Here is a 16,774-nt window from a genome sequence, read left to right as displayed (position 1 = left end):
GGGCCAGCCGCTGGATGTCCTGCTGGGGTTGCTAGGAAGCCGGGGTCGCCGGGACCACGATCTTCCCGTCGATGATCTGCGTCTTGAAACCGTCGATCACCGACTCGTACTGCTTCACGGCCGGGTTGCTGGTCGAGTAGCCGACCCCGTTCTCCTTCAGGCCGAACCGCTGCTCACCGGACTTGACCTGGTTCTTGCCGGCCTGCTCGACGAAGTTGAACACCGCGGTGTCCACGCCCTTCAGGGCCGAGGTCAGGATCCACTGCTTCTGGTCCGCCGTCGCGGTCGCATACTGGTCGGAGTCGACGCCGATAGCCCACTTCTTGGAAGCGGCCGCGGCCTCGAACAGACCCGAGCCGGAGCCGCCGGCCGCGTGGTAGACCACGTCAGCGCCACCGTCGTACATGCCCTGGGCGGTGACCTTCGCCTTCGCCGGGTCGTTGAAGCCGGTGAAGTCCGGCGGCTGGGACAGGTACTTGACCTGGACCTTGATCGTCTTGTCGACGGCCGCGACCCCGGCCTGGTAACCGGCCTGGAACTTCTGGATCAGCGGAGTCTGCACGCCGCCGATGAAGCCGACGTTCTTGGTCTTGGTCGCCTTCGCGGCGGCCACCCCGACCAGGAACGAGGACTCGTTCTCCTTGAAGACCAGGTTGGTCACGTTCGGTCCGGAAACGTCGGAGGCGGCGCCGTCGACGATCGCGAACTTCACCTTCGGGAACTGCGGCGCGACCTCTTTGAGGCCCGGCGCGTACGCGAAACCGACCGCGATGATCGGGTTGAAGCCGGCCTGGGCGAGCAGCTTGAGCCGAGCCGCCTTGGCCGCGTCGCTCTCGCCGACCACCGCGGAGAGCTCTTTGGTGGTGATCTTCAGGTCGGTCTTGGCCTTGTCCAGACCCGCCGCCGCCAGGTCGTTGAACGACTTGTCGCCGCGGCCACCCACGTCGAACGCGAGCCCGACCTTGACCGACGTGGTCGACGAGCCGCCGCCCGCCGTCCCGGTGGTGCCACCGCCGCAGGCGGTCAGTGCCATCGCACCGACGGCCAGCACCGAGGCCAGCTTGATCCCCCTCGCTCGACGCACGTCGAGACTCCTTCCTATGCGCGCCCGGCCCGACGACAGTGTGGGCCGGGATGAACCGTCGCGACTGTAGCGGGCGGCGCAACACCGGGGAGCCGAACGGTGAACTTGTGATGTCCCGGTAATACGGACGCCGCAGCTTGACCGATCAATGCCCTTGCACCGCTGTCCCACCGCCACGGCAACTGTGCTCGTGACGCAGGTTAGTGTGGCGCACTGACAGTCCTGACGAGGGCCGAGTCGGTGGATTCTAAGGAGGTCGGCGTGTCGGAACCGGAACCGACCGCCGGGTCGGACCCGGAATCACCCGACGTATCCGACCTGCGTACGGCCAAGATCGATGCTCCTGCCGACTCCCTCGCCGAGGCGGACCCCGCCGCGGCCGAGTCTGAGCCGGTTGACGCCACCGAGCCGGAGCTGGTCGACGCCACCGGCTCGGAGCCAGCGGCTCCCGGTTTCTGGAGCCGGGCGAGCCTCGCCGGTACGCACTATGCCAACCGGGACGGCACCTGGTCCTGGTACGCGCACCGGGTGACCGGATTCCTGATCTTCGTCGCCGTCCTCGTCCACGTCGCCGACCGTGCGCTGGTGCTCGTTTCCCCGGACTCGTACAACACCGTCGCGGCGATCTACACCCACCCGGCCGGCGTGTTGTTGGACGTCGTGGTCTTCGGCGCAGTGCTCTACCACGCGCTGAACGGCCTGCGGATCATCGCCATCGACACGATCGCCGCCGCGGCCCGGATCCAGGGCACGCTGATGCGAGTCGTGTTGGTGCTGTGGGTTCTGGTCATGATCCCGGTGACGTACCAGCTGCTGTCGTACCCACTCGCGCAGCTTTTCGGGAGTGCCACATGACCACCATCTGGGAGCATCGGCTGACGCTTTTCATGCGGCTCTCGGGCGTCCTGCTGGCCGTACTCGTGCTGGGCTACCTCTACCAGACCGACCTCGCGGACGGCGGCGTCCAACGCCTCGGCTTTGCCTGGGTCGCGGCCCGTTGGTCGAACCCGCTCTGGCAGGCCTGGGACGTGGTCACTCTGTGGCTGGCGCTGCTGCACGGCGCGAACGGCCTCCGCGTCGTCGTCCGCGACTACGCCAAGTCCGGGCGGTTTCTGTACGGCCTGGTGGGAGTGCTGACGATCGCCGCGCTCGCGGCCGGGACGTACGTGATTTACGCCTTCAACCCCGCACTCACGTCCTGAGAGCTACCGCGCGCTCATCGCACCCGGCCGCGGCGAAATCTACATAGGGTGCGGCGCGAAATTGTCGTACGTGTCTGTTTTTCTTTCCCCCTCCCTTTGAACGGGCGGGGGGTGGGTCGAGAGGTGGACCTTAATTTTTAGTTGAACATCGGTCCTCAAACCCACCCCCCACCCGTCACTGGGTGGGGGTGATTTTTGGGGGTGGGTACGACAGTTTCGAGCCGCACCCCGCGTACGGGCCGGCCAGACTCTCAGCTTGAGCGGCGCCGAGAGGCCAGGAAACCGCGGATGCCGTAGACGCCGACGACGGTTCCAATGGCGAGTGAAGTGACGATCAGCAGCACATGCACGATCAGGAAGCTGGTCGGCGAGCCGGCCGTGAAGGAGCGGGGGTCATTCCAGATCGCGACCGCGAAGCGCGGCCAGATGATCCAGTTCCACACGCCGACGACCACCAGGAAGATCGACCAACCACGCGAGAGCACCATGCCTCCAGTGTCCCCGGCCGCCAGCAGGCAACTTCTACCGGGTGTCGAAGCAGGCGTACGCCGCTTTTGGGCTAGTTCCGCGCGCCTGCGAGACCTACGGGGTTCGTGTGACTAGCGTGGCTGCCGATGCCCGTGAGCCCGCTGACTACTCCGATGCCCGCGATCTCCCGTCGGCGGGCGGTCGTTCTGGTGGCGGCGCTGTGCTGCGCGATCGGCGCGGCGATTCCGTGGCCAGGGGCGGCCACCGCGGACATCAGGACCGGACCGATCGGCGGGTCGCTGATGGGTACGACCGGCGAGGTGCACGCCTCGAACTCGGCCCCGCCGCCGGCGATGGACGCCTCCGCGTACGTCGTCGCCGACGCCACCACCGGCAACGTGCTCGCCGCCAAGCAACCGCACTGGCGGAACGAGCCGGCCAGCATCCTCAAGACCCTGCTGACGCTGACGATCGTACGAAATGTGCCGCTGGACAAGCAGGTCGTCGTCAACGCCGCCGACCTCAACGTCGAGTGCACCTGCGTAGGCCTGACGCCCGGCCGCAGCTACACCGTTGACGCACTCCTGCACGCGCTGCTGATGCGCTCCGGCAACGACGTGGCCAATGTGCTGGCGGAGGCGACCGGCAGCCGCGCGAAGACGCTGCAGCTGATGAACGCGACCGCGGCCTCCCTCGGCGCGTACGACATCAACGCCCTCACCCCGAACGGCCTGAACACCCCCGGCCAGGCGGTCTCCGCGTACGACATGGCGCTGGTCCTGCGAGCCGGACTGGCCGACCCGCGCTTTCTGCAGTACTTCTCCAGCACGACATTCTCGTTCGGTCCAGTAGGTGGCCCGAGTCGGCCGTTGGAAAGCCAGAACGAGCTCTGGCACCTCGGCTTTTCCGGTGAGATCGGCGCGAAAAACGGGTGGACGACACCGGCCGGGCACACGTTCGCGGCCGCCGCACAGCGTGGCGGGCGTACGCTCATCGTCACGATGCTGAATGACGACCACCCGGCCGGCGCGGACGCCGCCGCCCTGCTGAATTGGGGCTTTGGACTGTCCGCCTCCGCTGGCGCGGTGGGCAGCCTCGTCCCGGCACCGGCCGATGTGGCGCAGGCGCAGCAGGCCCGGGCCGCCGCCAACGCAGCCAAGGCCAACACCATCCAACAACACGCCAACGCCCAAACAACGCCTGGCCGGCCAACGAAAACTCCGCCGCCGGGCTCGAATGTCAGCGTGCAGAGCGGATTCTCGCTCGGCGCGGTCGGCCTTGCCGGCATCGCACTGCTGCCCGGCCGCCGCCGCCCCAAAAAGCGCCGCAGGAACAGCCGACCAACTCGCGAGCGTTGATGCTCGTACGCTCCCGTCTCGTCACCTTCGCGGCTGCCCTCCTGGCGGCGGCGCTGACGGTGGTGGTGCCGGTAGCGCCGGCGGCCGCCGCGCCAGCACCGGCGCCATGCCCCATCGCGCCCGCATCACCGCCGATCGCCAAGCACCCGCCAGCGCCCGTCCCACCGGCCCGGCCGGACTCGACCGTTGGCGGCGACCAACTGTCGACCGGCCTCGCGATGCCGCCGGGCAGCACTGCACCCGCCGGACTTTCCGCTTCTTCGTGGATTGTCGCCGATCTGGACACCGGCGCGGTGCTGGCGGCCTGCGCCCCGCACGTACGCCACCCTCCGGCGAGCTGCATCAAACTGCTGACAATGCTTACCGTGCTGCCAAAACTCGGTGACGACAAGGAAATCGTGACGGCCACTTCGCAGGACACCGACATCGAGCCGGGCAGCAGCGCGGTCGGGATCGTGGCCGGCGGCAAGTACGACCTGCACACCGTCCTTCTTGGCTTGCTTTTGGTTTCTGGCAACGATGCCGCGATGATGCTCGCGCGGCTGGGTGGCGGCGCCGGCGGAGTGCCCGCGACGATCGCCGCGATGAATGACAACGCCCAGAAAATCGGCGCTCTCGACACCACCGCGAAGACCCCGCACGGTCTGGACGCCAACGGCCAGTTCTCGTCCGCGTACGACCTGGCGATGTTTGCCCGGGCCGACTTCAACCTGCCCAGGTTCGCCGCACTGGACGGCACCAAGACCGCGCAGATCCCGACCGAAACCATCACTTTGCCAGGCCACAAGCCAAAAACGTATCCTGGCTACCAAATCCAGAACGACAACAAGCTGCTCCGCGGCTATTCCGGTGCGCTGGGTGGGAAAACCGGCTACACCGATGTTGCCCGGCACACGTTCGTCGGCGTCGCCCAGCGCGGCGGCCACCGACTGGTGGTGACCTTGATGAATGGCGAACAAAGACCGGTGCCGATGTGGGAACAAGGGGCGCGGCTGCTGGACTGGGGCTTCAGCCACGAAAGTACGACGGGAGTCGGCACTCTGGTGTCACCGGCGCCCACCCCAAGCCCCAGCGCGCCGCCGGCGGCGGCGCAAGCCACCCCAGTGTCATCGTCGAATTTCCCCACCACACTGGTCGTTTCGCTGCTGGCCATGGCCGCGGTACTGGTCGCCGGGGCTATTTTCTGGTGGCGACGGGCGTCGGCTCGGAGTCGTTAGCCTCGACTTCTTCCTCGGTGTCGTACGGGTCGACCTCGTCGGCCCTGATCCGCCGGTCCGTCGCGGTGAGCGCGGACGAGAAGAACATCAGTTGGTTGAGATAGAAGAGAAAAAGCAGGATGCCGACCGAGACGGCGACCGCCTGGTAGGCCGGATTGGCCTGCGTGCGGGAAATGTAGAGGACCCCGAGCGTACGCAGCAAAGTGAACCCAGCGGCCGACAGCAGCGCCGGCAGGAGCACGACCTTGAACGGGATCTTCAGCCGCGGCAGTCCGGACATCAGCGCGATGAAGAAGATCACGTTGACCGCGAGACTCAGCACCACACCCACTGCCTGCAGGAAAAACGAGCCGCCGCCGGAGTCCGCGAGGCCGAGGAACTGCAGAATCAGCCGGGTTCCACCGGAAAGCACGCCGGAGACGACGAAGGAGAGCGCCAGAATCACCCCGAGGCCAACCAGGATGCCGGCGTCGATCAGCTTGCGGACAACGAAATTCCCCGGCGCCTCCGGGCGCTTCCAGATCGCCCGGATCGCGGACCGAGTGGCGTCCACCCAGCCCAGGCCCGCGAAGAAAAACCCGACCAGGCCAATGATCCCGGCCGCGCCACGAGCCTTGACGATGTCCTGCACGCTGATGAACGGCAGGTTTTGGTGCAGCGTGGTCTCGACCTGCTGGGTGATTTCCGGGTGGCCGGCGAACACGTACCCGAGAACGGAAAAAGCGAGCAACAGCAACGGAAAAATTGCGAGGAAGCCATAGTACGTGCAAGCCGCCGCGAGTCTTCCCGCAGTCACCTCACCAAACAGCGCGCCGGCCTTGATGATGTGGTCCAGCCAGCCAAAACGCTCGCGCAGCCGATCCAGCCGGCGCTGCGCGCCCTGCACGACCTCGGCCCCTTTTTCGGCCAGACTCTGGCTGTCCGCCATCGGGCATCCCTCCCCCTTCCAGGGTGGCCCGAAGAACGGGCCACCGCATTTCGGGGACGTTTAGGCGAACGGGAAATTCTCCTCCGGCCGCCACTGGCCGTCAGTGCCGTGGGTGTAGAGCGTGAAGCCACCGACCCGAAAACGAGCGTCGAAGTCAGCCAGCTTCTCGTACACCCGATCCAGCGACGCCTCATCCACGTCGTGCGCGACCGTGACGTGCGGGTGGTACGGGAAGTGCAGGTCGCGGCGCAGCGGGCCGCCGCGGATCGCGGACTCCAGCAGCTCGCACTCGCTGATCCCGCGAGCCACCCCGACGAAAACCACCGAGGTGACCGGCCGGAACGTCCCGCTGCCCCGCAGGTGCAGCTCGAACGGGCTGTGCTCGGCGGCGACCGAGCGCAGGTGCGCCCGCACTTCCTCGACCTGAGCCTCCGGGATCTCGGTCGGTGGCAGCAGGGTCACGTGCGCCGGCACGCTGGGCGCGAGCGGGTCGCCGGAAGCGGCTCGATGGGCGTCCAGCAGCGCACCCCAGGGCTCCGGGATGCTGATCGCGACGCCGATCGTACGGACAGCGGCAGCCTGCGTCACCGGCCCTGGCCTTCGCCGGCGGCCGGCAGGAAACCGATCCGGTCATAGGCGCGCGCCAGCACCGGTCCGGCGATCGCCCGCGCGGACTCCGCGCCGGCGGCCAGCACCCGGTCCAGCTCGGCCGGGTCGTCGAGATAGGCCGCGGTCCGGTCCTGAATCGGTGTCAACACCTCGACCACCACCTCTGCCAGGTCTTTCTTGAAGTCACCGTAGCCGCGGCCGGCATAGCTGTCTTCAAGATCGGCAATCGTACGACCCGAAAGGGCGGCGTAAATGCGCAAAAGGTTGCTGACGCCCGGTTTCTTCTCCACGTCGTAGCGCACTTCGGCGTCGGAGTCGGTCACCGCCGACCGGATCTTCTTCGCCGACCGCTTGGGGTCCTCCAGCAGGTCGATGATGCCGTTCGGGCTGGACGCGGACTTGCTCATCTTGGCGGTCGGGTCCTGCAGGTCGGTGATTTTCGCGGTGTCCGTCACGATGTGCGGCTTGGGCACCACGAACGTCTCGCCGAACCGGCTGTTGAAGCGCTGCGCGAGGTCGCGGGACAGCTCCAGATGCTGGCGCTGGTCCTCGCCCACCGGCACGGCGTCCGTGTCGTAGAGCAGGATGTCGGCGGCCTGCAGGATCGGGTACGTGAAGAGGCCCACTGACGACTGCGACTCACCGCCCTTGCTCGACTTGTCCTTGAACTGTGTCATCCGGCTGGCCTCGCCGAAGCCGGTGATGCAGGACAGGATCCACGCGCCCTGCGCGTGCTCGGGCACCTGCGACTGGACGAACAGCACGGACGTCTTCGGGTCGATCCCGACCGCCAGTAGTTGGGCCGCCGACACGCGCGTACGCCTACGGAGCACCTCCGGGTCATGCCCGGCCGTGATCGCGTGCAGGTCCACCACGCAGTAGACGCAGTCGTGCGACTCCTGCATCGCAACCCAGTTACGCACCGCACCCAGGTAGTTGCCGAGGTGGAACGAGTCGGCGGTCGGCTGGATGCCGGAGAAGACACGTGGACGGGAGTCGGCCATAGCCGCATTCTGTCAGGCTGCCGCACCGGGCCGGACGCCTTCCCCACCCTTGCCAGACGTCCGTACGGTCCGTGTCCGCCAGCCCCGCACCGTCACCCTCCGTACACACCCTTTGTCCGAATCAGGGAGTGAGGATGATCTTGCCGGCGGCGAGACGGTCCTCGAAGCGCCGATGAGCGGTGGCCGCCTCGGCGAGCGGCAGGTGACTGTCGATCAAGGGTCGCAACTCACCGCGTACGGCCAGGTCGAGCACGGTCGTACGAGCGGCCTCGACCCGCTGGAGCCACCCGTCGCGGCGGGCGCAGTCGACCAACCGCAGCCCGCGGGCATCAAGCTCGAAAGCCTCGATCCGGGCCCAGTCGCCGCTCAACAGCCCGTACGACATCATCCGGCCGGTGCCCGCTGTCATGGCGTCCAGCAACCGCCCCGCCGAGTCACCGCCGATGGATTCGAAAACGACGTCGATACCGCGAGGCAGCTTCTCCTGCCAGCCTTCCTCGCGGTGGTTCACCACCTCGTCGAAGCCGCGCTCCAAAGCCAACTCGAGCTTCGCCGGACTCCCGGCGGTGCCGATGATGCGACCAGCACCGGCACGCCGAGCCAGCTGCGCGAGGTAGCCACCGACCTGCCCGGCCGCCGACTCGATCAGGACCGTCTCGCCGCCGGCCAGTTCCGCGTCCTGCAGGACGGCCAGCGCGGTCGCCGCCATGCCGCCAACCGCCACCGCGTCCACCGCCGACAAACCGTCCGGGATCTCGGTGATCGCCGACAGCGGCGAGGCACAGAACTCCGCGTACGCGCCGCCGCAGGTGTCCATAAGGACAACCCGCCGGCCGATCATCCCCGCGTCAACTCCATCGCCAACCGCCGCCACCGTGCCAGCCGCCTCTATCCCGGCCACCGCAGGCAGGCCACCCGGCACCGGAAACGCGCCGGACCTTAGCAGCGTCTCTGGGTAGCTGGCGCCTATCGCCTCCGTCTTGACCAGCACCTCCCCGGCGGCCGGAACCGGCACTGGTACGTCCTCCAGCCGCAGCACTTCCGGACCACCGGTCCGCCGCATCACAATCGCTCTCACTAGTCTTCTCCTCGATGTACGTTTAATCGGACCGACAGTCCGATTATTCGAGAGGCTACTATCCGGACCGCTGGTCCGTCTAGCGTTGAGGAGTAAAGAGTGGCCGAGCGGGCGGACGCGGCGCGCAACCGGGCCGCGATCCTGCGAGCCACCGAAGAGCTGCTGAGCAACTTCCCACCCGAAGAGGTCTCTATAGACCGTGTGGCCGCGAAGGCCGGGGTCGGCAAAGGGACCGTGTTCCGCCGGTTCGGTGATCGGTACGGCTTGATGCGCGCACTTATGGTCCAGCGTGCGGAGGCTCTACAGACGGCGTTCACGTCCGGCCCGCCGCCGCTTGGCCCTGGCGCGGAGCCCACCGAGCGACTGCTCGCGTTCCTCGACGGCACTTTGGAGCTGATCACCAACAATCTCGGCCTGATCGCCGCGCACGAGCGCGCGGCCGTCGCCGGCAACCATGACGACCAGCCGGTCTACCAGGCCTGGCATCGTCACGTGACGGCCCTGATCGCGCAGGCCCGTCCCGATCTGGACGCCGAACTGCAGGCGCACATCCTGCTCCGCTCGCTGAGCAGCGACCTGGTGGCCCACCTGCATCGCAACGGCACGTCACCGCGGTTTGCCAGGTCGCTGCACGACCTGGCCACCGCGTTGCTGAGGCCGCTGGACCCGTGACCGGGCCCAGCGGACAAGTCAGCTGGTCGGAGTGCCGAAGACCTCCACTTCACCGGAGTCCATATATAGGCACCCGGTGTACGCGGTGCTCGGGCAGCCCAGCTTCTGCGTGACGGCCTGCGTGCTGAGCATCCAGAACCGTACGTAGCTCACGCCCTGCCCGGTGGTGCCGGCTGGTACGAGCGGCACCAACTTGCCGAGGTCCGCCGGCGTGAACGTACCCGCCGCCGCCTGCTGCCAAGTGATGCCGTCAGCGGAGGTCTCTACCCGATAGCCGCCGGTCGCCGAGGTCGGATCGTCGTCACTGCAACTGTTCGACGGGTCGATGGCCAGCTGCGTGACATTGACCGCGCTCGGCAGCTTGATCACCACGTTCTTCGCGGTCGCGGCGCTCGGCGTACCGTCCGCGGCGAGGTCGGCGTCGCTGCCCCAGCCGCTGTGCTGGCTCTGGTCGATGATGTTCTGCGGACCGCACTCGTCCTGGGTGTAGTCGCCGCCGGTGAAGGAGGCGACGCTGCCGCCGCCGGACGCGGCGGCCCAGTCCCGGGCCACTTGCCAGTCCAATGTCGTCGTACCCGAGCCGAGCGCGACCGTCGAGCGGACCTGCCGGGTGAAACCGGCTTCGCTGGCTGACACGTACGGGTACGTACCAGCGAAAATGCCGCTGATCGTGTACGTGCCGCTCGCGTCGGTGGTCGCCGCGTAGTCGCCCGGGAAACCGGAGTCATGGCCAGCGATCCCCACCGTTACGCCGGCCAGCGCAGTGTTGCCGGGGTCAGTCACCTTGCCGGTCAACGTCGCGATCGGCGAGCCGGGCGCCGGTGGCACGGCGAAGCTCTGCACCGGGTTCTGGTCATCGCCGCCGTCGCTGGCGGCGAAGAACCCCAGCCCGCGGGCCGCGAACAGCCGCCATAGGGCAGCCACTTGCCGGCCGCCGTAAATCGCCTGGTCGGCCTGCAGGATCGAGTTGCGCATGTCCACCATGGACGGAAACGCCGGGGACAACTCCATCGCTCGGGTCACCAGCGACTCGGCCAGAGTGCTGCCCAGCGCGGTACGCAGATCCCACAGCGTCTGCGCCCAGAACTCGCCGCCGCCGTGCGGATTGGGAGTCGTGCTGACCTTGGAGATCTGGCCGTAGGTGAAGCCGCCAGGGCCGGTGCGTACGGTGCCGGGGCAAGCTGCCTCGGCGGTGCCTACCGGGCAGTCGTAGCCCTCGTGGACGAAGGTTCCGCCGGCGGTTTCGTACGCGCCATCCTTGAGTTCCCCAGGCGCCGGGGTGTCGATCTGGTCGCCGTGACTGACCTCATAGTCGGCCGGATACCAGTAGCTCCAGCCGACCTGCATGGCCCGCCCCTGCCACGAATTCAGCACCGGAGCGTTGTTCGCATCGACCAGAAGTCGCTGCGGAAGGGCGTTCGTGTATTCGTGGTACGTGCTGTCGGCCTCGTTCGTCGAATCCACCGCGAGGAACGGATCTCCGGACGGGTATGCCGCGCCAGGCAGGTGATAAAGGTACATCTGAATAATCGCGGACTGACCGTCCGGCGGGGTAGCGATCCGGGCGTTGTCGATGCGGTTCGCGTCCGGAAGACCGTTCGCCACCGACGCGCCATCCAGCGCCTGGGTGTGCATCGGGTCGCCGCCGATGCCCTGCCCGCTGCTGTTGACCTGCTGGAAATTCCCGGCCGCCTCGGTGAAACCAATCGGCGCGTCCTGCAGGTGGTCGTGCCAGACATTGGCGAAATAAAACGCCTGCACGGTGTCGTGGCCGACGTTGTTCTGCCACGAATAGGCCGTCGACGGATCCCAGGTGCAGACGTTGGTGTCACACGGCTCGCCCGCCGGGTGCGTACGCACCAACGGAAAACGGTAGCCCTGCTGGCCGGTCGGCCCGACCTCCTCGTTGGAGTCGGCTTGGGCGTTGTCATTGAGATCCGCGTACGCGTGCGCGTTGTTTCCGAACAGTACGGCCGATCCCTTGGGCAGCCAGCCGTTCTGGTTGAGGCTCACCGTGTGCAGGTCACCGCCGTGCGGCGCGCCTGGATAATAGGTCACCACATCGCCGTACTGGGTAGCGGCAGCGGGCTGCGCGGCCGGCATCTTCTCCGGTCCGCCGCTCACTGGCGAACCCGCGGAATTGGCGTAGTCACTGGACAACGGCTGCCGGTAGAGCACCCGGCCGTTCTGCGCGTCGACCACGTCCAGCGTCGGATTCACCGCCGACATGGTGACCGTCTCGTACGCGCGACGGGTGCCGCCGGGCGTACGGAACAGTACCGGTGTCGAGGTGTCCGCTGGACCGCGAACGACGTTCTTCTCAGCGGTGTCCCGTTTCGCGGCCTGAATCGCCTGGTCCGCGCTGATCGCCGGGCCAGCCGCTGGCGCGGTCAGCGCGGGCAGTGGCGAACCGGTCAGGTTGATCAGCCGGCCGTCCTTGCTGACGTTGGCCTTGAGTCCGTTGCCAAACAGGTCCAGACCGCCCGCTCGCTGAACGAAGGACAGGTGATGAATGCCAGTAATGTCAACGTAGTCTCGTGCCACGGCGAGGTTCCGCAGGTCCGCCGCGGAAAGGTGGAAGACCGCCGAGTGGTCGCGGACATAGCCGAGCGCGACGTCCTTGGCGGCGGCCCGACTCGGGCCGGTGAGCATGCCGTCCAGCCGGGCGATCTGCCGCGGGGTGCCGGTCAGCGGGTCCAGGTCGACGATGCTCTGTGGGCCCAGTTGCTGGGAAAGTTCTCGGACCGCGGGGGCGGCCCGCAGCGCGAGTTGGCGCTGCGCGAGCGCCTCGGTCTGGGCCTGACTGCCGCCGTCACGTACGTCGTAAGAGGTCAGCTGACCGGCCGCCACCGGTGGCCTCGCCGGCCGAGGCGGCGCCGCGGCGGACGCGGCCTGGACCGTGCTTTGCGCCGCGGCAACCAAAACCACAACCGAGCACGCGCCGACCACCGCAAGGCGTCGGCGTTGTCGATGGACAGGACTCATCGGCTCTCCTGGAGGGCGGGGGAACACGAGCCAGCCACGGGCCCGCGCGTGTCGCCGCAGCAGAGTCGCATCGACCTGCCGTCCGTCGGAATGCCGTTTCGGGCGCCTATTCAGGCGCCGAAAGTGTGCACCTTCGGCATTCCTCTTTGCGGACTACCGCGGACTGACCTCAAGGAGTAGCGCCTGCTCAGGGCGCAGGATCGGCAGAGCCAGGCCAACGGTGGCGAGAGCGCGGCCGGAGAGCGCGATCTCGCCGGCCGCCATCCAAGCCGGTCCGGTCCGGTTGACGTCGGCGGGTTGGCCGGCCGGATAGACCGGGCGGACGAGATAGCACCGGTCCGGGTCCAGGCCAGGCAACTGTACGGGCAGTGGCCGCTCGAAAGCCGTCGACGCCATCTGGACGTACGCGAACAGGGCGCAGGATCGATCGGTCGCGACCACGCCGTGCACCCAGCCGGCCGGATCCGGGTAGTCGGCGCGTACCACATCGCCGCTGTGCAGCAAATCTCGGTGATCCTTCACAAAAGACACCCAGGTGCGCAGCCGCGCACGCTCCTGCGCGGTGATCGAGGCAATGTCCCATTCCATTCCGGAGTGGCCAAAAGTCGCGGCCACCGCACGAAAGGACAACGAGTGCACCCGACCGGTGGTGTGTGACTCGGTCGGGCCGACGTGCGCGCCCATCAGCTCCGGCGGCAACAACAATCCTGTCCAGCGCTGGATTGCCTGCCTTTCCAAAGCGTCGTTACAGTCACTGGTCCACACCCGGTCCGTACGCTGCAAAATCTCCAGGTCTATCCGAGCGCCACCAGATGAGCAGCTCTCCACTTCGACTCCCGGGTGCTTGGCACGCAGTTCATCCAGCAGCCGGTAAATCGCCAGTGTCTGTCGATGAACCCCAGCCCGGTTGTGCGGCTCGGCACCGGACTGGCCGGCGTCGACCAGGTCCCGGTTGTGGTCCCATTTCACAAAAGAAATCGGATATTCGGTGAGGAGCGCGTCCAGTCGCTCGAAAATGTACGCGTACGCGGCCGGATTCCCGATGTCCAGGACCTGCTGATGCCGGACTTCGGCCGGCAGCCGACCGCCGGTCGACATGATCCAGTCGGGATGTGCGCGGGCCAGCTCGGAATCCGGATTGATCATTTCCGGTTCCACCCACAGCCCGAACTGCATTCCCAGACCGCGAACATAGTCGATCAGCGGTGAAAGACCCTCCGGCCAAACCTGCGCGGAGACGTACCAGTCGCCGAGACCGGACGTGTCGTCCCGCCTGCTGCCGAACCAGCCGTCATCGAGGACGAACCGTTCGACGCCAACCTCAGCGGCCGCGTCCGCGAGCCGGCAGAGCTTTTCCAGATCGTGCTGGAAATAGACGGCTTCCCAGGTGTTCAGCACGATCGGTCGCGGCGACTTCGGGTGGTTCGTACGAGCCCGCAGCCAGCGATGGAAACTGGCGCTGACCCCGTCCAGGCCAGCGCCGGAATAGACCGCGAAAAGCCACGGAGAGACATATTCCGCACCGGCCGCGAGGATGACCTCGCCGGACAGCAGCAATTCGCCGCCGCCGAGCCGCCCGAGCCCGGACGGCGTCCTTTCCGCGTACGTGCTGTGGTTTCCGCTCCACGCCACATGCACGGCCCACACTTGACCATGCCGGAAGCCAAAGCCTGGCTCGCCGGCACACATCAGCGTGGTGGCGTCATGGCCGGTACGGCCGCGCCGGCTGTCCCTTACGACCGCACCAATCGTCATCGGCCGGCGCTGGGGGCTGCGCTCGCGGCTCCATCGGCCGGTGAAGTCCAGCACCTCGGCGGCTTCGCCGGGAATCGGCAACGCGGCGGCTACGCCGTCCAGGACATAGTCGGAGTCGCCGGTGTTGGTCACCGCATGCCGGAGTCGCAGCAGCCCGGACTCGCTGATTTCCACGTCCGTACGCACCGAAAGCGCTGCCGACTCGTCAGCGGACGTGATGGCGAGCGCGGATTCCGACGAATCGACGGTCACGCATTTAGGCAATGGCGAGAAATCCACGCCGCCGCGGTGGCCGGCAAGCGCTGGGCGGGAGGCGTCTCCCTCGGCGTAGTTCGGAAAGAGCAGCGCGGCCGAACTCGCGACTACCCCACCGTGCGGGCCGGCCGCACCAGCGGCCAGCGCCACCGCGGCGAGGTCCGTCGAGCCCAGCTCGGCGCCCCACCAGAGCACCCGCGGGCTCGCTCCCGCAACGGCTTCCACCAGCAGGCTGACGCCGCCGGCGGTGAGATGATGCCATCCGGCGGCTCCGGTCATCCTTTGTTGGCTCCCAGGGTGAGTCCGCTGATGAACTGCTTCTGCAGCGCGAAATACACGATCATGGTCGGCAGCGCGATGATCAGCGAGCCGGCCGCCAGCAGGTTGTTGTCGGTGAAGAACTCGCCCTTGAGGTTGTTCAGGGCGGACGTGATCGGTCGCTTGTCACCCGTACTCATCAACACCAGCGCCCACAGGAAATCGTTGTAGATCCAGGTGAATTCCAGCGTCGCGAGGGCCGCCAGCGGCGGCCGGCAAAGCGGCAGAATAATCGACGTGTACTGCTTCCACGCGCCGGCGCCGTCCACCAGTGCCGACTCGGTGAGTTCCTTGGGCAGGACTTCCATGTAGTTCGTCAACACGAACGTACAGAAACCGATCTGGAATGCCACATGGATCGCGATGATTCCCCAGTACGAGTCGTAAAGCACCTGGGAGTCACTCATAAAGTCCGGCAGCGGGATCAGGTTGTAGAGCCGATAGAGCGGCGTCAACATGATCTGCGGCGGCAGCAGGTTGCCGGCCACGAACATCACCAGCAGCGCTTTGCGGCCAGGCAGTCGGAATCGGGCCAGCCCGAAGGCCACCATCGACGACAGCGCGAGGATCAGGATGATCGACGGCACCGTCACCAGGATGGTGTTGCCGAAATACAGCGGCATGTTGCCCTGGGTGAAGGCGTTGACATAGTTCTGCACCGTCAACGCATCGGGCAGCGAGAAATAGCCGTGCAGGGCGGTGTCGTTCTGGGTACGGAAAGACGTGTAGAACGCCAGCAACAACGGGAAAAGAAACGACACCGTCACCAGGATCAGGAAGGCGTGCAGGGCGATCCGGGCCGGCCGGATCGGCTTGCGCTGCCGGCTCACCGGGCCGGCGGCTTTTCCGGTCTTACGCGTCGCGGTGGCCGTTGTCGCGCTCACTGCGGCTCCTCTTTGAAGATCCGGGTGATGTAAATGATGATGAAGACCGTGGAGATCAGCATCATGATCACCGCGATCGCCGAACCGTAGCCGATCCGGCTGGCCTCGCCGATGATGTTCTGGGTGACCAGGGCGGAAAGCAGCTCCAGGCCGTTGAAACCACCGTTGATGATGTAGACGAGGTCGAATGCCCGCAACGACTCGATCACGGTGATGACGATGACGACGATGTTCACCGGCCGCAGTGACGGGAAAACCACCCGGAAGAACGTCTGCCGCTCGCTCGCGCCATCGATCGCGGCGGCCTCTTTCAGCGACGGGTCAACGCCTTTCAGGCCGGCCAGGTAAAGAATCATCATGTAGCCGACGTGCCGCCAACTGGCCGCGACCAGCACCGCCCACAGGTTGACGTGCGAGTCACCGAGCCAGTTGACCGGATTCAGCCCGACATCCTTGAGCAGCTCGTTGATCAGGCCCTGGTCGTTGGAATAGACCAGCTGCCAGATGAAACCGACGATCGCGAGCGACAGCACCACCGGCAGGTAGATCGCGCCCTGGTAGATCCGGCTGCCCTTGATCTGCCGGTCCAGCAGCACCGCCAGAAACAGCCCGAACGGGGTCGGGATCAGCACGAAGAAAAGCAGCCAGATCACGTTGTGTTCCAGCGCCGGCCAGAACGGCGGGTAGATCGTGAAGATCTCCTGGTAGTTCCGCAGCCCGACCCATTTGATCTGGTCCAGGCCGATGCCGTCCCACGACGTCAGCGAAAGCCCCACCGAGGTGAACGCCGGCAGCCAGACGAACAGGATGTTGAGCAGAGTGGGAATGCCCAACATGAGGCTGACGACGAGCGTGTCGCGCCGACTCCAGCGCCGAACCTTGCGGCGTGCCGTCCGGCGGGTCGGTCCAGCACCAGCCGGAGCGTCCGCCGCGGCGGTAGATGTTGCCACCTGTGAT

General features: G+C 66.8%; 15 protein-coding genes. 5 read left to right on the top strand and 10 right to left on the bottom strand.

Going from position 1 to position 16,774, the window contains the following annotated elements; all coding sequences use genetic code 11:
• Window positions 1-31: 31 nt before the first annotated feature.
• Window positions 32-1,084, bottom strand: a complete 1,053-nt coding sequence (locus ABD301_RS19620) for a BMP family lipoprotein (protein WP_163572952.1) — start codon at window positions 1,082-1,084, stop codon at window positions 32-34.
• 261 nt (window positions 1,085-1,345) lie between these two features.
• Here ABD301_RS19620 and sdhC point away from each other — a divergent pair, with 261 nt between their 5' ends.
• Both sdhC and ABD301_RS19610 read left to right on the top strand, forming a co-directional pair.
• The gene (sdhC, locus tag ABD301_RS19615) at window positions 1,346-1,939 is read left to right on the top strand and encodes a succinate dehydrogenase, cytochrome b556 subunit (RefSeq protein ID WP_279582807.1); all 594 of its coding nucleotides are present in this window, start codon (window positions 1,346-1,348) and stop codon (window positions 1,937-1,939) included.
• Window positions 1,936-2,286 (top strand): succinate dehydrogenase/fumarate reductase transmembrane subunit, encoded by a 351-nt coding sequence (locus ABD301_RS19610; RefSeq protein WP_163572953.1) that lies wholly within the window; start codon window positions 1,936-1,938, stop codon window positions 2,284-2,286. Before sdhC ends, ABD301_RS19610 begins: the two co-directional genes overlap by 4 nt.
• Window positions 2,287-2,537: 251 nt before the next feature.
• Here the strand turns inward: ABD301_RS19610 and ABD301_RS19605 are convergent, their stop codons facing one another.
• Window positions 2,538-2,774 carry an SCO4848 family membrane protein gene (locus tag ABD301_RS19605; protein WP_163572954.1) on the bottom strand — a complete coding sequence of 79 codons (237 nt, stop codon included), beginning with the start codon at window positions 2,772-2,774 and terminating at the stop codon, window positions 2,538-2,540.
• A gap of 126 nt (window positions 2,775-2,900) precedes the next feature.
• Between ABD301_RS19605 and ABD301_RS19600 the strand changes: the two genes are divergently transcribed.
• Window positions 2,901-4,112, top strand: a complete 1,212-nt coding sequence (locus ABD301_RS19600) for a D-alanyl-D-alanine carboxypeptidase family protein (protein ID WP_344311693.1) — start codon at window positions 2,901-2,903, stop codon at window positions 4,110-4,112.
• Window positions 4,112-5,329: a serine hydrolase gene (locus ABD301_RS19595; protein ID WP_163572956.1), complete on the top strand. Its 1,218-nt coding sequence runs from the start codon at window positions 4,112-4,114 to the stop codon at window positions 5,327-5,329. The genes ABD301_RS19600 and ABD301_RS19595 overlap by 1 nt, the downstream gene beginning before the upstream one ends.
• Here ABD301_RS19595 and ABD301_RS19590 read toward each other — a convergent pair.
• From ABD301_RS19590 to ABD301_RS19575, 4 genes are all read right to left on the bottom strand, one after another.
• On the bottom strand, window positions 5,289-6,257 hold the full coding sequence (locus tag ABD301_RS19590) for a YihY/virulence factor BrkB family protein (RefSeq protein ID WP_344311692.1): 969 nt from the start codon (window positions 6,255-6,257) through the stop codon (window positions 5,289-5,291). The two genes, ABD301_RS19595 and ABD301_RS19590, sit on opposite strands and share 41 nt — an antisense overlap.
• Before the next feature lie 60 nt (window positions 6,258-6,317).
• Entirely contained in the window at window positions 6,318-6,845 is a 528-nt protein-coding gene (locus ABD301_RS19585; RefSeq protein ID WP_163572959.1) for a 2'-5' RNA ligase family protein, read from the bottom strand.
• Entirely contained in the window at window positions 6,842-7,870 is a 1,029-nt protein-coding gene (gene trpS / locus ABD301_RS19580; RefSeq protein WP_344311691.1) for a tryptophan--tRNA ligase, read from the bottom strand. The genes ABD301_RS19585 and trpS overlap by 4 nt, the downstream gene beginning before the upstream one ends.
• Before the next feature lie 121 nt (window positions 7,871-7,991).
• The gene (locus tag ABD301_RS19575) at window positions 7,992-8,948 is read right to left on the bottom strand and encodes a quinone oxidoreductase family protein (protein ID WP_344311690.1); all 957 of its coding nucleotides are present in this window, start codon (window positions 8,946-8,948) and stop codon (window positions 7,992-7,994) included.
• 99 nt (window positions 8,949-9,047) lie between these two features.
• Between ABD301_RS19575 and ABD301_RS19570 the strand changes: the two genes are divergently transcribed.
• Window positions 9,048-9,620 carry a TetR/AcrR family transcriptional regulator gene (locus ABD301_RS19570; protein ID WP_344311689.1) on the top strand — a complete coding sequence of 191 codons (573 nt, stop codon included), beginning with the start codon at window positions 9,048-9,050 and terminating at the stop codon, window positions 9,618-9,620.
• A gap of 18 nt (window positions 9,621-9,638) precedes the next feature.
• Here ABD301_RS19570 and ABD301_RS19565 read toward each other — a convergent pair whose 3' ends face one another.
• From ABD301_RS19565 to ABD301_RS19550, 4 genes are all read right to left on the bottom strand, one after another.
• Window positions 9,639-12,605 (bottom strand): M36 family metallopeptidase, encoded by a 2,967-nt coding sequence (locus tag ABD301_RS19565; protein WP_344311687.1) that lies wholly within the window; start codon window positions 12,603-12,605, stop codon window positions 9,639-9,641.
• A gap of 153 nt (window positions 12,606-12,758) precedes the next feature.
• On the bottom strand, window positions 12,759-14,894 hold the full coding sequence (locus tag ABD301_RS19560; RefSeq protein ID WP_344311686.1) for an alpha-galactosidase: 2,136 nt from the start codon (window positions 14,892-14,894) through the stop codon (window positions 12,759-12,761).
• Window positions 14,891-15,817, bottom strand: coding sequence for a carbohydrate ABC transporter permease (locus ABD301_RS19555; RefSeq protein ID WP_344311685.1), 927 nt, complete (start codon window positions 15,815-15,817; stop codon window positions 14,891-14,893). Before ABD301_RS19555 ends, ABD301_RS19560 begins: the two co-directional genes overlap by 4 nt.
• The gene (locus tag ABD301_RS19550) at window positions 15,814-16,767 is read right to left on the bottom strand and encodes a carbohydrate ABC transporter permease (protein WP_279582816.1); all 954 of its coding nucleotides are present in this window, start codon (window positions 16,765-16,767) and stop codon (window positions 15,814-15,816) included. Before ABD301_RS19550 ends, ABD301_RS19555 begins: the two co-directional genes overlap by 4 nt.
• Between the last annotated feature and the right edge of the window lie 7 nt (window positions 16,768-16,774).

The organism is Fodinicola feengrottensis (genome assembly GCF_039530045.1).
GTDB lineage: Bacteria > Actinomycetota > Actinomycetes > Mycobacteriales > HKI-0501 > Fodinicola > Fodinicola feengrottensis.
The sequence above is the reverse complement of the archived record's forward strand: the minus strand, read 5'-3'. Positions and strand labels throughout refer to the sequence as shown.

Bases quoted from the DNA above. Each gene is read 5' to 3' on its own strand.
- ABD301_RS19600 (WP_344311693.1), top strand. From the start codon at position 2,901: ATGCCCGTGAGCCCGCTGACTACTCCGATGCCCGCGATCTCCCGTCGG.
- ABD301_RS19560 (WP_344311686.1), bottom strand. From the start codon at position 14,894: ATGACCGGAGCCGCCGGATGGCATCATCTCACCGCCGGCGGCGTCAGC.
- ABD301_RS19590 (WP_344311692.1), bottom strand. From the start codon at position 6,257: ATGGCGGACAGCCAGAGTCTGGCCGAAAAAGGGGCCGAGGTCGTGCAG.
- trpS (WP_344311691.1), bottom strand. From the start codon at position 7,870: ATGGCCGACTCCCGTCCACGTGTCTTCTCCGGCATCCAGCCGACCGCC.
- ABD301_RS19595 (WP_163572956.1), top strand. From the start codon at position 4,112: ATGCTCGTACGCTCCCGTCTCGTCACCTTCGCGGCTGCCCTCCTGGCG.
- ABD301_RS19610 (WP_163572953.1), top strand. From the start codon at position 1,936: ATGACCACCATCTGGGAGCATCGGCTGACGCTTTTCATGCGGCTCTCG.
- ABD301_RS19605 (WP_163572954.1), bottom strand. From the start codon at position 2,774: ATGGTGCTCTCGCGTGGTTGGTCGATCTTCCTGGTGGTCGTCGGCGTG.
- ABD301_RS19565 (WP_344311687.1), bottom strand. From the start codon at position 12,605: ATGAGTCCTGTCCATCGACAACGCCGACGCCTTGCGGTGGTCGGCGCG.